19 protein-coding genes are annotated in these 19,299 nt (G+C 33.1%); 17 read left to right on the top strand and 2 right to left on the bottom strand.

What is annotated here, in order from left to right; all coding sequences use genetic code 11:
• Positions 1-83 precede the first annotated feature (83 nt).
• From recR to ACXAFS_RS13610, 3 genes are all read left to right on the top strand, one after another.
• A complete protein-coding gene (gene recR, locus ACXAFS_RS13620; protein WP_475307619.1) occupies positions 84-701 on the top strand; it encodes a recombination mediator RecR in 618 nt (205 codons plus the stop codon).
• A 7-nt stretch (positions 702-708) separates the two neighbouring features.
• Entirely contained in the window at positions 709-1,806 is a 1,098-nt protein-coding gene (locus ACXAFS_RS13615) for a glycosyltransferase family 2 protein (protein ID WP_475307617.1), read from the top strand.
• A gap of 86 nt (positions 1,807-1,892) precedes the next feature.
• A complete protein-coding gene (locus ACXAFS_RS13610; RefSeq protein ID WP_475307616.1) occupies positions 1,893-3,242 on the top strand; it encodes a dihydrolipoamide acetyltransferase family protein in 1,350 nt (449 codons plus the stop codon).
• A 254-nt stretch (positions 3,243-3,496) separates the two neighbouring features.
• Here the strand turns inward: ACXAFS_RS13610 and ACXAFS_RS13605 are convergent, their stop codons facing one another.
• On the bottom strand, positions 3,497-4,420 hold the full coding sequence (locus ACXAFS_RS13605) for a hypothetical protein (protein ID WP_475307615.1): 924 nt from the start codon (positions 4,418-4,420) through the stop codon (positions 3,497-3,499).
• Between the two features lie 280 nt (positions 4,421-4,700).
• On the opposite strand from ACXAFS_RS13605, the gene ACXAFS_RS13600 reads away from it, so the two are divergent.
• The 10 genes from ACXAFS_RS13600 (at position 4,701) to ACXAFS_RS13555 (ending at position 12,651) form a co-directional block, all read left to right on the top strand.
• Complete coding sequence (locus tag ACXAFS_RS13600) at positions 4,701-5,477, top strand: exonuclease domain-containing protein (RefSeq protein WP_475307613.1); 777 nt, start codon at positions 4,701-4,703, stop codon at positions 5,475-5,477.
• A 124-nt stretch (positions 5,478-5,601) separates the two neighbouring features.
• A complete protein-coding gene (locus ACXAFS_RS13595) occupies positions 5,602-6,522 on the top strand; it encodes a carboxypeptidase-like regulatory domain-containing protein (RefSeq protein ID WP_475307612.1) in 921 nt (306 codons plus the stop codon).
• Positions 6,523-6,553: 31 nt separating this feature from the next.
• Entirely contained in the window at positions 6,554-7,165 is a 612-nt protein-coding gene (locus ACXAFS_RS13590; protein WP_475307610.1) for a fumarylacetoacetate hydrolase family protein, read from the top strand.
• A complete protein-coding gene (locus tag ACXAFS_RS13585) occupies positions 7,166-7,507 on the top strand; it encodes an Hpt domain-containing protein (RefSeq protein ID WP_475307609.1) in 342 nt (113 codons plus the stop codon).
• Complete coding sequence (locus ACXAFS_RS13580) at positions 7,508-8,755, top strand: competence/damage-inducible protein A (protein ID WP_475307608.1); 1,248 nt, start codon at positions 7,508-7,510, stop codon at positions 8,753-8,755.
• A gap of 79 nt (positions 8,756-8,834) precedes the next feature.
• Positions 8,835-9,071, top strand: a complete 237-nt coding sequence (rpmB, locus tag ACXAFS_RS13575) for a 50S ribosomal protein L28 (protein WP_138434594.1) — start codon at positions 8,835-8,837, stop codon at positions 9,069-9,071.
• Between the two features lie 25 nt (positions 9,072-9,096).
• A complete protein-coding gene (gene rpmG / locus ACXAFS_RS13570; RefSeq protein ID WP_076616981.1) occupies positions 9,097-9,279 on the top strand; it encodes a 50S ribosomal protein L33 in 183 nt (60 codons plus the stop codon).
• A gap of 6 nt (positions 9,280-9,285) precedes the next feature.
• A complete protein-coding gene (locus tag ACXAFS_RS13565) occupies positions 9,286-9,438 on the top strand; it encodes a DUF4295 domain-containing protein (RefSeq protein WP_008271041.1) in 153 nt (50 codons plus the stop codon).
• A gap of 141 nt (positions 9,439-9,579) precedes the next feature.
• Complete coding sequence (gene ftsY / locus ACXAFS_RS13560) at positions 9,580-10,554, top strand: signal recognition particle-docking protein FtsY (RefSeq protein ID WP_475307606.1); 975 nt, start codon at positions 9,580-9,582, stop codon at positions 10,552-10,554.
• A gap of 414 nt (positions 10,555-10,968) precedes the next feature.
• Positions 10,969-12,651, top strand: a complete 1,683-nt coding sequence (locus ACXAFS_RS13555; RefSeq protein ID WP_475307605.1) for an amidase family protein — start codon at positions 10,969-10,971, stop codon at positions 12,649-12,651.
• Here the strand turns inward: ACXAFS_RS13555 and ACXAFS_RS13550 are convergent.
• The gene (locus ACXAFS_RS13550; protein WP_475307604.1) at positions 12,648-13,727 is read right to left on the bottom strand and encodes a serine hydrolase domain-containing protein; all 1,080 of its coding nucleotides are present in this window, start codon (positions 13,725-13,727) and stop codon (positions 12,648-12,650) included. The genes ACXAFS_RS13555 and ACXAFS_RS13550 overlap by 4 nt on opposite strands.
• An 82-nt stretch (positions 13,728-13,809) precedes the next feature.
• On the opposite strand from ACXAFS_RS13550, the gene rimO reads away from it, so the two are divergent.
• The 4 genes from rimO (at position 13,810) to ACXAFS_RS13530 (ending at position 19,287) form a co-directional block, all read left to right on the top strand.
• Positions 13,810-15,114, top strand: coding sequence for a 30S ribosomal protein S12 methylthiotransferase RimO (rimO, locus tag ACXAFS_RS13545; protein WP_475307602.1), 1,305 nt, complete (start codon positions 13,810-13,812; stop codon positions 15,112-15,114).
• Positions 15,115-15,530: 416 nt separating this feature from the next.
• Positions 15,531-17,717 (top strand): tetratricopeptide repeat-containing sensor histidine kinase, encoded by a 2,187-nt coding sequence (locus tag ACXAFS_RS13540; RefSeq protein ID WP_475307601.1) that lies wholly within the window; start codon positions 15,531-15,533, stop codon positions 17,715-17,717.
• Entirely contained in the window at positions 17,717-18,454 is a 738-nt protein-coding gene (locus tag ACXAFS_RS13535; protein WP_475307600.1) for a LytR/AlgR family response regulator transcription factor, read from the top strand. Before ACXAFS_RS13540 ends, ACXAFS_RS13535 begins: the two co-directional genes overlap by 1 nt.
• A gap of 242 nt (positions 18,455-18,696) precedes the next feature.
• The gene (locus tag ACXAFS_RS13530; protein WP_475307598.1) at positions 18,697-19,287 is read left to right on the top strand and encodes a hypothetical protein; all 591 of its coding nucleotides are present in this window, start codon (positions 18,697-18,699) and stop codon (positions 19,285-19,287) included.
• The last annotated feature ends 12 nt before the right edge of the window (positions 19,288-19,299 follow it).

The following is a 19,299-nucleotide window of genomic DNA, read 5'->3' as shown; positions in this document are numbered from 1 at the left end:
TAATTAAACAGACTTAAAAGAGCCCAATTGTTACACTTATCAATTGGGCTTTTTTTAGCTCTAAAATCTGTACCTTAGCGCCTATGGAATTTTCTTCTAAACTTTTGGAAAATGCAGTAAACGAAATGTCGCAATTACCAGGTGTTGGTAAGCGTACTGCATTGCGCTTGGTTTTACATTTATTAAGACAGCCAGAGCATCAAACGTTTCAGTTGGCTGAAGCACTCTCTAAAGTTAGGGCAGAAATTAAGTTTTGTAAATCTTGTCATAATATTAGTGATAAAGAACTTTGCGAGATATGCGAAAATCCTAATCGCAATGAGCAGTTAATTTGTGTTGTTGAGGATATAAGAGATGTCATGGCTATCGAAAATACAAGCTCTTTTAAAGGATTGTACCATGTTTTGGGAGGAAAAATATCACCAATGGATGGTATTGGACCTCAAGATTTAAATATTACTTCTTTGGTCGAAAAGGTAAAATCAGGTAAAGTAAAGGAGCTCATTTTTGCCATGAGTCCTACAATGGAAGGAGATACAACTAACTTCTATATTTTCAAGCAAATACAAGATTATAATATTCAGACCTCTACTATAGCTAGGGGTGTTGCTGCAGGTAATGAACTAGAATACACGGATGAGATTACATTAGGCAGAAGTATTGTAGATCGTATTCCGTTTGAAGCGTCTTTAAAATCATAATCTCATTTTGAAGCTTTCCGTTGTCATACTCAATTATAATGTACGTTACTTTTTAGAGCTGTGCTTAAGAAGTGTAGAAGCTGCTATCAAAAATATTGATGCAGAAATTATAGTTGTGGATAACAATTCGTCCGATGATAGTTGTGCTATGGTAAGGCTACAGTTTCCTAATGTGAAACTGATAGAGAATAAGGAAAATCATGGCTTCTCAAAAGGCAATAACATTGGTGTTGCACAAGCTAAAGGAGAATATTTGTGTATTCTTAATCCAGATACTGTAGTAGCAGAAGATACGTTTACTAAAGCTGTAAATTTTACTGAAAGCCAAACTAACATTGGAATTGTTGGATGTCAGCTAATCGATGGAAGAGGTAATTTTTTACCAGAAAGCAAACGTCACATTCCCACTCCAAAAGTGGCACTTCAAAAATTAATAGGAAACTCAAAAAATTATTATACTAATAATCTAAAGCCAGATGATGTTGGAAAAACTGACATACTAGTTGGTGCTTTTATGCTACTAAAACGAGATGTTTATAATGAAGTAGGTGGCTTTGATGAAGATTATTTTATGTATGGTGAAGATATTGATTTATCCTATAAAGTTTTAAAGGCAGGTTATAGCAATTATTACTTTGGTGAAACTTCTGTAATCCATTATAAAGGTGAGAGCACATTAAAAGACAAAGTGTACGCTAAACGTTTTTATGGTGCTATGGAAATTTTTTACAAAAAACATTTCAAAAAGAATATACTTATATCTGCTTTGGTGAAAATTGTGTTGACTTTAGCATCAAAGAGACGTTCTGTAAAGCAATCAGAAGTGTTACATTCAAAAGGAGCTATAGTAATATCTAAGTCTGTCGATGAGCAACTAAAACATAAAATTGGTAATGCTGTTACGGTTTCAGAAAAGTTAGAGGACATACCAAGTGAAGCACAAGTTGTTTTCGATACAGAATTTTTGAGTTACAAAACTATTATTGAGTTTATGAAATCACATAATGTTACAAAACAAAACACCTATAGAATATGGTTAAAAAGTAGTAATTTTATGCTCGGAAGCGATAGTAGTACAGGTAGAGGAGAAGTTGTAAGCTTCTAATTTTTATTGAATAAAAATCAGTAAAACAGACTGTTTTTTATTAATTTTGCATTCGATTTTAAAATAAAGACCTTCAAATTATAGATATGGCAAAGTTTGAACTTAAGTTACCTAAAATGGGAGAGAGTGTTGCAGAAGCAACGATAACTTCTTGGCTTAAAGACGTTGGCGACACTATTGAAGCCGATGAGGCCGTTTTAGAAATAGCAACAGATAAGGTAGATAGTGAAGTACCAAGTGAAGTTGATGGTGTATTACTAGAAAAGCTTTTTGATGTTGATGACGTTGTACAAGTAGGTCAAACTATTGCAGTAATAGAAACTGAAGGAGGCGATACGGTTGAGGTAAAAGCGCCAGCGACTGAACCTAAACAAGAGGAAGCTCCAAAAGCAGTAGCAGAAGTAGCTCAAACCGTTGTAGCTGCAAAAGAAACTACACAGCCAGTAATTTCATCAGGCGATCGTTTTTATTCACCTTTAGTTAAAAACATTGCTAAACAAGAAGGCATTTCTCAAGCAGAACTAGATACCATACCAGGAACTGGTAAGGATGGTCGTGTTACTAAAAATGATATTAAATCGTATTTGCAATCACGAAGTTCAGCACCAGTTGAAACTCCTAAAAGTCAACCTAAAGAGGATGTCACACTGAGCGCAGTCGAAGTGCAAAAAGAGAAGGCACCTAAATCTCCTGAAAAACCAGCTTCTACACCAGTAGTTGCTTCAGGTGACGATGAAATTATAGAAATGACCAGAATGGGTAAACTCATTTCTAAGCACATGGTAGATTCTGTACAAACTTCTGCTCATGTACAGTCTTTTATTGAAGCAGACGTAACTGAAATCTGGAATTGGAGAAACAAGTATAAAGACAGCTTTAAAAAGCGCGAGGGAGAAAACCTAACTTTCACTCCTATATTTATGGAAGCAGTTGCAAAAGCATTGCGCGATTTTCCAATGATGAATATCTCAGTACAAGGAGATAGTATCATTAAAAAGAAACATATCAACTTAGGTATGGCTGCAGCACTACCAGATGGTAACTTAATTGTACCTGTAATAAAAGATGCAGATCAATTAAATCTTTTGGGTATGGCTAAAAAAGTAAATGATTTAGCCAATAGAGCTAGAGAAAATAAGTTGAGTCCAGATGATATACAAGGTGGAACTTACACAGTAACAAATGTTGGTACATTTGGTAGTATTATGGGTACGCCAATTATTAATCAACCACAGGTTGGTATTTTGGCATTAGGTGCTATAAGAAAAGTGCCAGCAGTTATAGAAACGCCTCAAGGTGATTTTATTGGTATTAGATACAAAATGTTTATGTCTCACTCATACGACCACAGAGTAGTCAATGGAGCTTTAGGTGGGCAGTTTGTAAAAGCGGTTAAAGATTATCTTGAAGCTTGGGATTCTGATAGGGAAATTTAATTAATGCTTGTCATGTTGAACTGTCACACTGAGCGTGTCGAAGTGTTGATTCAGCATCTCACATATATTGAAAAGCACAGTTTTAGAATTGTGCTTTTTTATTTTTTGAAGTTCACTTAACCGTTGGTGTATGATTTCGTTGCGGAAAAATCTGCAGGATTCTTTCCGTCAAAGCTGACAGATAGTAAATTGCAATGAAATTCTAATAAGTAATTTCAGTCGCAATGAGGTATATACGTCTTAACCACTGGTATTTATTCCCAGTATTCTATTTTTCTAGTTTCGACATAAACTGGTTTAAAATTTTGTTTTTCTAAAGAATCGCTTGATAGTGTGATTTTCTTAATCCAATTGCCCATTTTGTCAAACTCGTAGTCATACTTGTGGATAGTTAAGAGTTCGAAATTCGAGTAGCCGAGATAATATGTTTCATTTTTGTCTTCATCGTAACCGGTAATCCGTTGCCATTGATATGGCATTGCCATTAAACTCTGTTTGCTTATTTCTTTAATTTTTCCATCTTCATATTTAATATCCTTTTTATAACGATAGAATTCATAATCCTCTATTTCTTCAATAGGTTTGTTATTTAGGTTGTATTTGTACTGATATGTATTAGTGTAACTTTTGGTAACTTCCTCCTTTAATATAACATTATTGTTCGAGTCGTATTCATAGTTGAATACGATAAAAGTGCTGTCTTTTTTCGATTGAGGTTCGTTAATTGTTATTTTCCTTTTAATTAGATTAAACTCGTTATATTCTTTGATGACCTTGAATTTTATAAAATCGTTGATAGTAAAGTTTTCAATTTCCTTTTTATTCAGCGTGTCTTTTGTTCTACATAGAACTTCATTTTCATTAGTATAAATGGTTTTTATACAATTCTCATAATAATGCTTTTTTGTTGTTTCAACGGAATTTCCTGAGTAGTCAAAATATTCTATGGAGATTACCTGACCCTTTCTGTTAAATTCTTCTTTTAATGTAGTTGTGAATTTGTCAGTTTGGTTTAAATCGAAGTTGCGAATTTTTGCGTCAAATTTCAAATAGGATTTTACATTGCCAAGTAAATTTCTTTCTTCCAAATCAGATGATAAAAATGATATATCTTTCACATCTTTTTTGCAGGAAAACAGAAAAGCAATCAAAATAACAATACAGATTTTCTTTTTCAAAGTAATGTTGTTTGTATTTGTGGCTAACTTTAAGGATATAAGGCCATTTATATGCCTTACGTCAGATGTTATTAAAGCAAGTTCAGCACACGTAAACGAAGTTAGTCTTTTAGGTTTACAAAGTCAAGTCTGTTTAACATAGACAATTAAGGTTTTTAAATCCTAGCAGGTCTTTTTCAAACAATCTCACTACTTTTGTCGTTGTTATTCCTGCGCAAGCAGGAATCTGATATAAAACATAGTCTAATTTAAAAGATTCCTGCTTGCGCAGGAAATGAATATGCAACTCAACCTTAACAAACCCATCTGTTTTTTCGATTTAGAAACTACAGGAATCAATATTTCAAAAGACAGAATTGTAGAAATTTCAATATTAAAAGTGCATCCAAATGGAAAGGAAGAAACCTATACCAAATTGGTAAATCCAACGATTCCTATTCCACCAGAAGTGACTAAAGTTCATGGAATCTCAGATGCTGATGTAGTAGACGCACCAACCTTTAAAGAAATTTCTAAAGAAGTACATAACTTAATCAAAGATTCAGATTTAGGTGGATTTAATTCTAACCGATTTGATATTCCGCTTTTAGCAGAAGAAATGTTACGTGCTGAGGTAGACTTTGATATGAAAAATCGTTTAGCTGTTGATGTGCAAACCATTTTTCACAAAATGGAGCAACGCACACTAAGCGCAGCTTATAAGTTTTATTGCGATAAAAGTTTAGACGATGCGCATAGTGCAGAAGCTGACACTAAGGCAACGTACGAGGTTTTAAAAGCGCAGCTAGAGCGCTATGAAGAACTAGAAAATGACACTAAATTCTTAGCAGAATTCAGCTCGCGCAAAAAGTTTGCAGATTTTGCAGGATTTTTAATTTTCAACAAAGAAGGTGAAGAATGTTTTTCTTTTGGTAAGCATAAAGGTAAGCGTGTTGTAGATGTTATGGAGCAAGAGCCAGGTTACTTTGGTTGGTTGTTAAATGCAGATTTTCCTTTGTATACTAAAAAAGTGTTAACCGCAATTAAGTTACGACAGTTTAATAATAAATTGAGCTAAATTCCTGCGAATGCAGGAATCTTTTTCTTAGTTCATATGAAACACCTATGACTAATTTATAGACAAATAGCGGAATGTTAATTGGGTGTTCCATGTGACCCTTGAAAAAGATAAATATTAATATATGAAAGTATTCTTTTTATTATTTCCATTTCTGGTATTCTCACAACAACAAGTAGCAAAAGGTGTTGTTAAAGACAAAGACACGAATTCACCAGTAGCATATGTAAATATTTCTATTCTAGAGTCTACTGTTGGTGCCTCTAGTGATGATGATGGGAGTTATGTTCTCAGCATAAAAGATGAAGATGTAGATAAGAATGTACATTTATCGTCACTTGGTTATAAAGATACGACGCTAACAGTGACATCATTTACAAAGTTGAAAACCATTTATTTGCAGCCATTAGCAGAAGAACTTGATGAGGTAGTGATTACTGAAAAGTTTGAGGAAGAGTTCTTAGAGATTAATCCTATCAAAAAAAGAGATGTTATTAGTGGTTTTGGCGGTTTCAAAGATCATCCATATATTTTTGCGTTGTATTTACCGTTTAAAGAAGATTATTCTGATTTATTTTTTATAGATAAAGTCAAAGTATTTCTAAATAAAGTTAATGTATTAGGAGGAAGGAAATCAATGTCGTCAAAATTTAGATTTAGAATGTTTTCCGTTGGAAAGGATAGTTTACCAGACAAAGATTTAATATCTGAAAACATAATTGTTACAACTACTAAAAAACAACGAGATGTTGAAATTGATTTGTCTGAGTTTAGTATAATATTTCCTAAAGAAGGTGTTTTTGTTGCTATAGAATGGTTGCATATTCCTTTCAATGAATATAAATTTACATATACAAAAGGGAAAGTAATAAAGAAAAAAGTTACTGAAATAAGATACGCACCAAGACTTTCGTGGATAAAACAAAAAGATCAAAATAATAAATTAGCTGTATTTGCAGTTGGTAAATGGTTTAATCAAATTCTACCTTATACAAATAAAGAAGAATATATAATTCCTGCAATATCCTTAACCTTATCTAACTAATCCCTAAAAACTAATACCTAATTCCTATTTCATGAAACTAATCTGCATAGGTCGTAATTACACAGACCACATTAAAGAATTGGAAAACGAAAAACCGACAGATCCTGCAGTGTTTTTAAAGCCAGATACCTCAATCTTACTAAAAAAGCAACCGTTTTTTATTCCAGATTTTTCTGATGAAGTCCATCACGAGGTTGAAGTTTTGGTAAAGATTAAAAAAGTAGGGAAGTACATCGATAAAAAATTTGCTCATAAATATTATGATGAAATAGGACTTGGTATAGACTTTACAGCAAGAGATCTTCAAGCCCAATTAAAAGCAAAAGGCTTACCATGGGAAAAAGCAAAAGCCTTTGATGGTGCTGCTGTGATAGGAAAGTGGTTGCCAAAATCAAACTTCAAAAATGTAGATAATATCAATTTTAGTTTAGAGAAAAATGATGAAGTTGTACAATCAGGTAATACAGAACTTATGCTTTGGAAGATTGATGAGCTTATAGAATATGTGTCAAAATATTTTACTTTAAAAATTGGAGATATTATATTTACGGGAACACCTTCCGGAGTTGGTAAGGTTTTTGCAAACGATGAATTAAAAGGATATATTGAAGACCAAGAAATGTTTTCAATCAAAATAAAATAAATGGCAGAACATTATAAATTAGATCGCGTACGCGATATGGCAGATAACGACGAAGATTTCGTTATGGCTTTGGCAGCAGCCTTTATAGAAGAAGTTCCAGAAGATGCGGAGCGCTTAAGAAAAGCTGTTCCAGAAGGAGATTATTACGAAACATATCAGGCTGCTCACAAAATGAAACCAACTATCGAATTGTTTGAGTTAGGTGTTTATGATGAATTGATTGAGGTGCAGGATTGGGGAAAATTTGAACAAGCAGATAAAAATATTGATGCCCAACTACAAAAGGTTCTCACTGCTGTAGAGAATGCTACAAACGAGATAAAAGCTGATTTCGGATTATAAATGCAAGCAGAAATTATAACAATTGGTGACGAAATCCTCATTGGCCAAATTGTAGATACGAATTCAGCATTTTTAGGTAAGGAATTCAATAAGATAGGCGTTTCAGTCTATCAGATTACTTCTGTACAAGACGATAAGGAGCATATCCTCAAAGCTTTAAAAGAAGCCGAAGAAAATGCAGATATCATAATTATTACAGGTGGCTTAGGACCTACTAAAGATGATATTACCAAGCATACCATTTGCGAATACTTTGATGATACTTTGGTTGAAAATGAAGATGTGCTAAAACATGTAGAGCATTTGTTTTCTAAGTATATCAGTACACCAATTTCAGATTTAAATCGCCAACAAGCATTAGTACCTTCAAAAGCAAAAGTGCTTAAAAACGAATTTGGCACAGCACCAGGAATGTGGCTAGAAAAGAACGGAAAAGTTTTTGTTTCACTTCCAGGTGTGCCTTATGAGATGAAGGCATTAATAAAAACTGAAGTGCTTCCCGCTTTACGAGCAAAATTCAAGTTTCCATATATAAAGCATAAAACCTTATTAACCTATGGTTTGGGTGAGAGTGCCATAGCAGAAAGAATTGAAACTTGGGAAGATAATCTACCAGATTTTATTAAACTGGCTTATTTGCCCAATTTAGGTAAAGTTCGTTTACGTTTGTCTGGGAAAGCTATGGATAAGGATGTTGTTGAAGCTGAATTGCAAAAGCAAATACAATTATTAATTCCACAAATTGAAGATATTTTTGTTGGGTTTGAAGACGATTTATCCTTGGAGGCTATCATTGGTAAGCAATTAACTCATTTAGGAAAAACAATCTCAATTGCCGAAAGTTGTACAGGAGGGCAAATTGCAAAAGCCATTACTGCAAATGCAGGTGCTTCAAAATATTTTAAAGGTAGTATTGTAAGCTATGCCACAGATTCTAAAGTAAATATTCTAAATGTTTCAGAAGAGGATATTTCTTCAAAATCTGTAGTAAGTAAAGTGGTTGCGGAATCTATGGCTATTAATGTACGAAAGTTGTTTAATTCTGATTACGGAATAAGTACCACAGGAAATGCAGGTCCTACAAAAGGAGATTCCGATGCAGAAGTTGGTACAGTATGGATTGCTATTGCTTCTAAGGAAGGTGTTAAAGCAGAAGTTTTTAATTTTGGTAACCATCGCGATAAGGTAATAATGAAGGCAACAAACAAAGCCTTTGAAATGCTTCAAAAAGAAATTTTAAAAAAGTAGAGTTTTATGTTTGTTGAAACGTAAAGTTTTACTAAATTTGCACCCTGTTTTAAAATAACATACCTAAAGAAAGAATACAATGTCAAGAGTTTGTGAACTTACTGGGAAAAAAGCGATGGTTGGAAACAATGTTTCTCACGCGATGAATAAAACAAAACGCAAGTTTAACGCAAACTTGATTAAGAAGCGTTTTTACATTCCTGAAGAAGATAAGTGGGTAACATTAAAAGTTTCTACATCTGCATTAAAGACCATCAATAAAATTGGTATTACTGCAGCATTAAAAGAAGCTAGAGCAAAAGGATTTTACAAATAAAAGCATACGCTAAAGTCAATTTACAATGGCAAAGAAAGGAAATAGAATACAAGTTATCTTAGAGTGCACAGAGCACAAAGCTTCTGGTATGCCAGGAACTTCTAGATATATTACAACAAAGAATAAGAAAAATACGCCAGATCGTATGGAGATTAAGAAATTTAATCCAATACTTAAGCGTATGACAGTTCATAAAGAGATAAAATAATAAATCATGGCAAAGAAATCAGTAGCGTCTTTACAGACAGGATCAAAAAGATTGACAAAAGCTATTAAGATGGTGAAATCACCAAAAACTGGCGCATACATGTTTGTAGAATCAGTAATGGCACCAGAATTTGTCAATGACTTTTTAAACAAAAAATAATCTTTATTATATACAGATTTATAGAACTGCTTTCATATTTGAAAGCAGTTTTTTTATGTCTATATTTGGGAAAATCTGACAACTTTGCAGTTACTAATTAAAGGCAAGGTTGTTGCTATTAGCTAAGCAAATAGAAATTAAATGAGTTTTTTTAAAAAAATATTTTCTTCTGAAAAGAAGGAAACCTTAGATAAAGGTTTAGAAAAATCTAAATCCTCTTTCTTTACAAAGTTAAATAAAGCTGTTGCTGGTAAATCTAAAGTCGATGATGATGTTTTAGATAACCTTGAAGAAGTTTTGGTAACTAGTGATGTAGGTGTAAATACTACTCTTAAAGTCATTGAGCGTATAGAAGAGCGCGTGGCAAGAGACAAGTATTTAGGAACATCAGAACTTAATAAAATTCTAAGAGAAGAGATTGCAGGTTTATTATCCGAAACCAACTCTGGTGAAGAGACCGATTATACAGTTCCTAATCTACCAACACAAGATAACGGTAAAAAAACACCTTATGTACTTATGGTTGTAGGTGTTAATGGTGTGGGTAAAACAACAACTATAGGTAAGTTGGCATACCAGTTTAAGAAAAAAGGGTTAAAAGTGGTTCTTGGTGCTGCTGATACATTTAGAGCTGCTGCGATTGACCAATTACAAGTTTGGGCAGACAGAGTAGAAGTTCCAATGATAAAGCAAGAAATGGGAAGCGATCCTGCTTCCGTTGCTTTTGATGCTTTACAATCTGGTGTTAACCAAGATGCAGATGTTATTATTATAGATACTGCTGGTCGTTTACATAACAAAGTAAACTTAATGAACGAGCTTTCTAAAGTAAAGCGTGTGATGCAAAAAGTAGTTGGCGATGCTCCTCATGATGTACTTTTAGTTTTAGATGGTTCTACAGGACAAAATGCGTTTGAACAAGCGAAGCAGTTTACTGCAGCTACAGAAGTAACATCTTTGGCAGTTACTAAGTTAGACGGAACTGCAAAAGGAGGTGTTGTTATTGGTATTAGCGATCAATTTAAAATTCCTGTAAAGTATATTGGAGTAGGCGAAGGTATTGAGGATTTGCAAGTATTTAATAAGTACGAGTTTGTGGATTCGTTTTTTAAGTAGCAATTACATTATATTTATGTTTTTAAGGTGTCAAATAAATTTAAAATAAATCAAGACAGGATTTTACGTAACCTGACTTATACTACCTTAATCATTTGTATTTTAGCCTTCATAGGTAATTTATCTAGTATTATTTCTAATTTTGTTTCGGCCTCTAGAAATCCACTTATACCTGATTACCAATTTTACTATGCGTCATTTGCATCTTTCATAAGCACTCTATTCTTTGCGATTATTGGATATTTAAGTTACAGAGATTTAGTTAATAAAAAATTCAAACTTCACTCGGTGACCTTTTTATTTGGTTTAATCATCCTATATATCATTAATTCTAGTGATATTCATTGGTTGTTGATGCAAATCAATCCGTTTCAAGATTGATTACATTTCGTATTTTTATAAAAAATACTTCCAATGCGTCATTTCCTATTCATTTTTGTTTTTCTATTTACAATTTCATGTAAAGATGAAAAGGCTCGCGAAGCCAGAGCGCCAATTTCAAAATCAGAAACAGTAGAAACTATAAAAGCAACTGATGGTGATTCAGGATTAAGTGCCATTTCTACTAAAGATTTTAGAGAGTTTAAGGTTTTGGATTCAAAAAATCTAACTAAAGCTGAAATTTGGGCAGAAATCAATCCGCAAATGGAAGATTTTACTGAAGCTGACTATAATCGCTTAAAGCCTTATATCTTAGAACGAGATATACCAACGCTTCAAAAAAATATTGCAATTGGAGATCTTAATTATGAAAAATTAGTAAAATTCTATTTATACCGAATAAGAAAATTTGATAGAGAAAATTCGTTGTCATTAAACTCAGTAATTTCTATTAATCCAGATGTAATAGTTGAGGCTAAGAGATTAGATGAAGAGGATGATTATTCCTTAGAAACTATTCACCCAATTTATGGCATGCCAATTCTATTAAAAGATAATATAAATGCCAAAGGATTAGCAACTACAGCTGGAGCAGTTGCACTAAAAGATAATGTTACTGATGATGCATTTATTGTGAAACAACTAAAATCTAAAGGTGCTTTAATTTTGGGTAAAGCTAATCTTAGCGAATGGGCTTATTTCTTTTGTGGTGAATGTCCTAGTGGATATTCTGCGATTGGTGGTCAAACTTTAAATCCTTATGGAAGACGCACAATAGACACTGGTGGCTCAAGTTCTGGTAGTGGAGTGGCAGCTTCTGCAAATTTTGCGGCAGCTACAATAGGTAGTGAAACCGCAGGTTCTATATTGTCGCCAGCAAGTCAGAACTCCGTAGTAGGTTTAAAACCAACGATTGGTTTGGTAAGTCGTAGTGGAATTGTGCCAATTTCTTCAACTTTGGATACTGCAGGTCCAATCACCAGAACAGTTACAGACAACGCTATAGTTTTAGATGCAATATATGGAGAAGACAAGTCTGATTATAAGTCAATCTATGCGTTATGGGAGCCAGGATTTTATACCAAAGATTTAAAGAATGCAACTATAAGAGGTAAACGCTTTGGTGCTCCAAAACGCTTGTTGGAGGATTCTTTGTATTTGAAAGCTCTAGATGTTTTAAAGGAACAAGGTGCTGAAATTGTTGAGATAGATGAAGAACAATTAGGTTTACCAAACTTTATAAACCTTCTTAATCTCGATATGAAAAAGGATTTGCCAGCGTATGTAGATGCTCATGCTAATAAAAATATTACAATTAGAACAGTTTCTGATGTCATAGAATTCAACCTAAAAGACTCTATTAAAACCATGCCTTATGGACAAAGTTTATTTAAAGGTATTGTTGCTGATAAAGGTAATGCAGAATACTTAGCGCGAATTAAAGACACTTTAAGTCGAAATGGTAAACAATATTTTAACCTACCAATGCAGAAACACAATCTAGATGGCTTTTTATCTATCAATAATAGACATGCGGCATTTGCTGCTGTTGCAGAATATCCAGCTATTACAGTACCAATGGGTTATACAGATAAAGGTGTGCCAAAGGGTTTAACGTTTATAGCTAAAAGACTTCAGGAAAAGCAATTATTAGAATGGGCTTACGTCTATGAGCAAGCCTCTAAAGCGCGAGTTGCACCAAAAAAGTATAATTAATTGGTTAAGGCATTTATCTTTTCCCACAACTCATTATCAAAATTTGAGAGTGCAAAGTTTTCATCATCGGCAGCATCTCCCATTCTTATAACAACGAGTTTTTTACTTGGTACTACATAAATTTTTTGATCATTTTTTCCAAGTGCAGCGTACATATCATCAGGTGCATTGGGAATAAGTTCACCAGGAAATTGAATTTGAGATTGTGGCAATCTGTAAGAAGATTTTCCGTTTAACCACCACATATAACCATAAGACTCATTAAGGTTTTGGGAAGTGTTTACAGCATCATTTAAAAAGCTTTCGGGTATTATTTGTTCATTTTCCCATTTTCCATCTGCATAGACTAACAATCCAAATCTAGCCATACTTCGTGTTGTACTCCAATAGACACTAAAATCACCAGTTTGAATCCATGCACCAGACATACCAATTCTGTTTTTCAATTTACTATCAAAATAAGTTGACCAATCTTGGTTGCTAGCTGTTGCTACAATATCTTGAAGTTTTACATAAACATTATGATAAGCCCAACGTGTACCAGCATCAGCTATGTATTGTAAATTTTCAGGTTCCACACCATCACCTTCACTGTCATCCAAACCGGATGACATTGATAATAAATGCTTGCAGGTAATCAGATTTTCTTTTTCTAAAGGTGCATTTGTCCATCCTGTGCCTAAATAATCAGAGGCTTTATCATTTATATCTAATAAACCTTCATTTTCAGCAATACCAGTCATAGCTGTAGTTAATGTTTTTCCAGCACTTGCCCAATACCATGGTGATGTACTGGAGTGTCCATCAAAATAAGCTTCAATCACTATTTTTCCTTCGTATAATACCATAAAGCTTTTAGTATTCTTATCTTCTAGGTAATCAAAAAGTGGTTGTAATTCTGCATCATTCCAGTCGAGTTCTGATATAGATTTTGTTTCCCAAGTATCAGAATTTAAAGGTGGAAAATAAATAGCTTCATTTTGAGGGTCAGAATCGTTAGGCGAGTCATTGTCACTAGAACAAGATACTACAGTTAATAAACCAAATAATACTAGTACTATTTTTGGTAATTTCATGGTTAAGTTTTTATATAAGACACATAAATATACAAAAGGTTTAATTTCGTTGTATCTTTGCAAACTGATTTTACGATAAGGCATGAGAACTAAAACACTGAAGAAGAATAGAATTAATGTTGTAACACTTGGTTGTAGTAAGAATGTTTACGACAGCGAAGTCTTAATGGGACAGCTTAAAGCTAGCGGTAAAGATGTAGTGCACGAGCAAGAAGGGAATGTGGTTGTTATAAATACTTGCGGTTTTATAAACAACGCTAAAGAAGAGAGCGTGAACACGATTCTGGAATTCATGCAAAAAAAGGAAGCTGGTGAAGTTGATAAAGTGTTTGTAACAGGTTGTTTAAGTGAGCGTTATAAGCCAGATTTGGAGAAAGAAATTCCAAACGTAGATCAGTATTTTGGTACAACAGAATTACCAGGTTTACTTAAAGCGTTGGGAGCAGATTATAAGCACGAATTAATAGGTGAGCGTTTAACCACAACACCAAAGAACTATGCTTATTTAAAAATTGCAGAAGGCTGTGACAGACCTTGTAGTTTTTGTGCTATTCCTTTAATGCGTGGGAAACATAAAAGTACACCAATTGAAGATTTGGTTATTGAAGCAGAAAAATTAGCGGCTTCTGGTGTAAAGGAATTGATTCTTATTGCACAAGATTTAACCTATTACGGACTCGATTTATACAAAAAACGAAACCTTGCTGAATTACTTGAAAATCTTGCAAAAGTAGAAGGCATAGAATGGATACGCTTGCATTACGCATTCCCAACAGGTTTTCCGATGGATGTGTTAGATATTATGAAGCGTGAGCCTAAGATTTGTAATTATCTAGACATTCCGTTGCAGCACATTTCAGATTCCATTTTAAAAAGCATGCGTCGTGGTACAACACAGGCAAAAACTACAAAACTATTGGAAGATTTTAGAGCTAGAGTGCCTGAAATGACTATAAGAACAACCTTAATTGTTGGTTATCCTGGAGAAACAGAAGAGGATTTTCAAACTTTAAAACAGTGGGTAAAAGATATGCGCTTTGAGCGTTTGGGTTGCTTCACTTATTCTCATGAGGAAAATACACATGCCTATAACCTTGAAGACGATGTGCCAGAAGATGTAAAACTTCAACGTGCTAATGAGATTATGGAAATTCAATCTCAGATTTCGTGGGAACTTAATCAGGCAAAAATAGGCCAAGAGTTTAAAGTGGTCATTGACAGAAAAGAAGGTAATTACTTTGTTGGTCGTACCGAATTTGATTCGCCAGATGTAGATAACGAAGTCTTGATTGATGCTTCAAAAATCTATCTAAAAACAGGCGAATTTACGACTGTAAAAATCATTGAAGCTGAAGACTTTGATTTATACGGCGAAGTTGTGTCTTAGCGCATAGACACCTTTGTTCTACTTTTTCTATACCATTCTACAAACTTATATACTAAGAGTATCGTCATATTTTGTAATTAAGCTTTCGTAGCGACTTGCAACTGGTAGTCTGCAGCCAAAACCAGTGCAAGGCACCACAAAACTGGTTGTCATTTTATAATGACGCTTCAAAAATATAGCCTTATATTCTCAATAAGAAAAAAGGAGTGCGGACAAATGGTGGACACTGCTTTTTATTTACTTTACAGAATGGTTCAATCTTGAATAATTGCAAATATTTAATCTGCATTAACGAATATAGCTTAAAACAAAACGAATATTTATTCTTGTGGTTGAGTTATACATAATATCACTATTTTGATTATTTATGCGTATTATTAAAATCAATTAGTCTAAAATCACTAGTTACACCTTCTATGAAAAGGAAATTCGTTGTTAGTCTTCTCTTTTTTTTATTGCTGCCAGTGATTGGGTTTTCACAAAATTCTAAGGTAGATAGTCTAAAAACTGAATTGCAGAATCACAAGAATAGAGATACGATAAGAGTTAATTTGTTATATGATTTAGCATTTTCTCTATACAATAAAAACGTTGGCTTAACCAATGAATATATAAATGAAGGTGAGACCATCTCAGAAGAATTAGATTATACTAAAGGCAAGGCAAATATTTTGTCATTAAAAGGGATTATGGAGAGTAGGAAGTCTAATTACGATCTAGGTCTTAGTTATTTTCAACAATCCTTGAAATTATTTGAATCTATAAATGATAAAAAAGGTATAGCATCCTCTTATAATTCAATAGGAGTAAATTATTTGTTGAGATCTAAGAACAACGAAGCCTTAAATTATCTAGAAAAATCGTTAAAACTTTATGAGAAGTTGGGAGATAAAGACCAGTTAGTTGCTGGTTACCTTAATATTGGTAATATTTATGCAAAAACTGGTACGTACCCTAAAGCCATTTTATACTATAAAAAAACATTAAAACTAAGTAAAGAAATAAATCACGAATATGGTACGCCTTATGCACTTAATGGTTTAGGGCATATTTATAGTGACCAAGGCAATTATCATCAAGCATTAGAATATTACCATCAAGCTTATGATTATAAAGAAAAGTTGGGAGACACTCTAGGGATGTCTAACACACTAAATAGTCTAGGAAATAATTATAGAGGCATTGATAAACTTGATAAGTCATTGGAGTATCATAAAAAATCAATTCATTTTGCAGAAATAATTGAAAACAAGGATCTTATTGCTGTTAATAAAGGTAATATAGGTCGTATTTATAAAGAAAAAAAAGCTTACAACAAAGCATTAGAATATATTAACGAATCTCTAGAGTTAAGTAGAGAGATTAATGACCTTGGACAAATTGCCAATTGTTTGTACAGTATTGGCGAAATTAATTTGCTACTCAAAAAATCCAAAAAAGCTCGAGAGAGTTTTGAAAAATCAATTGAAATAAGTTTAGAAAACAACAACCGATATTCACTGGCTGTTAATTATTTAGGTGTTGCAGAATCTTATTACGATGAAGAAGAGTTTCAAAAAGCGCTATCTTATACGTTGAAAGGAAAAAGAATTGCAGATGAATTGAATCTTCTTGAAGGTAAAAACAAGGTTTCAGAAATGCTTTCTGCTATTTATGAAAACTTAGGTAATTACAAGGAGGCATTGCAGGAACACAAAAAGTTCAAGACGTTAAGTGATAGCCTCTTTAGTAAAGATAATATTAAGAAAATTTCCGAATTAGAATACGAGTACAAATATAAACAAGCTCTAGATTCAGCTAACATAAGAGAATTAAAGTTGACAAAAACAGTATTGACAACCTCTCAGGATTTAGAAAAATCAAAAAGAAATTTGTTTTTGGGTGTTATAGCGTTTTTAGTTAGTGCTATTATTTTAGGCGGCATCATTTTCTCATTAAAGTTGAGACATCAAAAAGCAAAAACACAAAATATTGCTATAGAACAGAAACTATTACGTTCACAGATGACGCCACATTTCATTTTTAATTCATTATCAGTTTTACAAGGAATGATACTGAATAAGGAAAATAAAAAATCGGTGTTTTATTTGTCTAAATTTTCAAAACTATTGCGGATTACATTGGAAAATTCTAGGGACAAATTAGTGCCACTCAGCCAAGAATTAGAAGCAGTAAACAACTATTTAGAGCTTCAGAATTTAGAAGATAGTCAATCCTATGATTATACAATTTTGGTAGATAAAACTATTGATGAAGAATTGTTTAAAATTCCACCAATGCTCATTCAGCCATTTATTGAAAATGCTATTGAGCACGCCTTTGAAGGCAGAAAAGAAAATAGAAAAATTGATATTCAATTAAAATATATAAAGGAAGAATTAATTTGTACCATTACGGATAATGGTATTGGTATAGATACACCAAATGGTCATAAACGAAAGGATAAAAAGTCATTAGCGACGACTATTACATCGGAACGATTAAAAATGTTATCTAAAGATTTTAACATCAATGGTTCCGTAAAAATTGAAGATAGAAAACACCATAACGAGCAAGGTACTATTGTAACTTTGGTAATTCCTTATAAAAAAGATGTAGCCTAATGCAATCAATTATAGTAGAAGATAAAGCTTATATAAGAAAAGGATTGCTCAATCTGCTAGAGCTTATTGAAACTGATGTTAAAGTTGTTGGTGAGTGCGAGTCCGTTAAAGAGGCAGTCATAGTTGCAAATGCTTGTAAGCCTGAACTTATTTTTCTGGACATTAATCTTACAGACGGTAATGCTTTTGAATTTTTAGAACAAACTGAGCACCTCAATTTCAAAGTGATTTTTATAACCGCTTACGAAGAGTTTGCCTTAAAGGCTCTAAAAATGGGAGTTGTGGATTACCTATTAAAACCTGTTGATGTTGAAGAGTTAAAAATTGCATTAGATAAGGTAAAACAACTTTCGGTCACTGAGCAAAAGCAAAAGATAAGTGTAGCTAAAAAGGTATGGCAAAATCAGGATGACAAGCTGATACTTTCGCTTCAGGATAGTTTTCAGGTAGTAGATTTAAATGAGTTGATGTTCTGTGAATCAGACAAAGGCTATACTACCTTTTATTGCAATGATGGTAAAAAGCATTTAGTCTCAAAAACACTAAAAGAGTTTGAAGAACGACTTATAGATGCCAATTTTACAAGACCGCATCAATCATTTATGGTCAATCTAAAATTCATTGATAAATATGACAAATCTGGAGTTATCCATTTAAAAAATGGAAAAAAAATCCCAGTGTCTTCCCGAAAAAAAGAACAGTTTGTAACTGCTTTTTTAAATAGAGATTCTAAGTAAATCAATTGTTCTTTTTTAATATTCAATTAGTTTACAATGTCAGTTCGAGTGATTTTGAGTGTTTATTGAGCTTGTCGAAGTAGAGGGAGAAATTGTATCGAGAACTTTTGATAAGTGAAATTCTCAGTTTCACGAATATTCTCTAAAACATCACGCTTATTGATTCGTAGATATTAGAAATAATTTCGGTATTTCTTTCTTCGCCATTGAGATATACATTTATTCTATTAAATCTAAATAGAATGAAAAACAAGACCCCAAAATTCAATACCCTAGGCTTATTTTTTGTAGTTATGGTCTTAGTAAAACTGGTTACCTCTTGTAGTAACTCAAGTAGTACTCAACCAGCTACAAAAGTAGGCTTTACAGAGATAGAAAACGAACTTACGAGCAAGTTTGGTAAGGATGCTTATTATACAGATCTTACTGTAACTTATAATGCGTCTATAGGTAATATCGTTGGTGTTACCGTTACTGAAGACCCAGAGTCCTTAAAAATGGGACAATGGAATCTTACTCAAGACACTTGGCAACAAAATTCAGATATCACAATAGAAGTTCCTGCTGGGACTAAAGCTTCTGATTACATGTTTCAACTCGGCGAAATCCTAAACTTATCTACACTAGGTGGTTTGGTTGAGAAATCCGTAGAAAAACTAAAAGAGGAAAAGAAGCTAGAAAATCTAACCTTAAGTACAGCTAGTGTTTTTTTTCCAGACAATGGAGATATCTCAAAGGCGGAATACTTTGTTAATCTTCAACCAGAAAACGGAGGAACAACCTTCAGGTTTAGATATAGCTTAGATGGAGACTTAATTTCAATGAATTACTAAATACAAATCAAA

The sequence above is a fragment of the Winogradskyella sp. ABM4_392 genome (assembly GCF_056160445.1).
The sequence above is the reverse complement of the archived record's forward strand: the minus strand, read 5'-3'. Positions and strand labels throughout refer to the sequence as shown.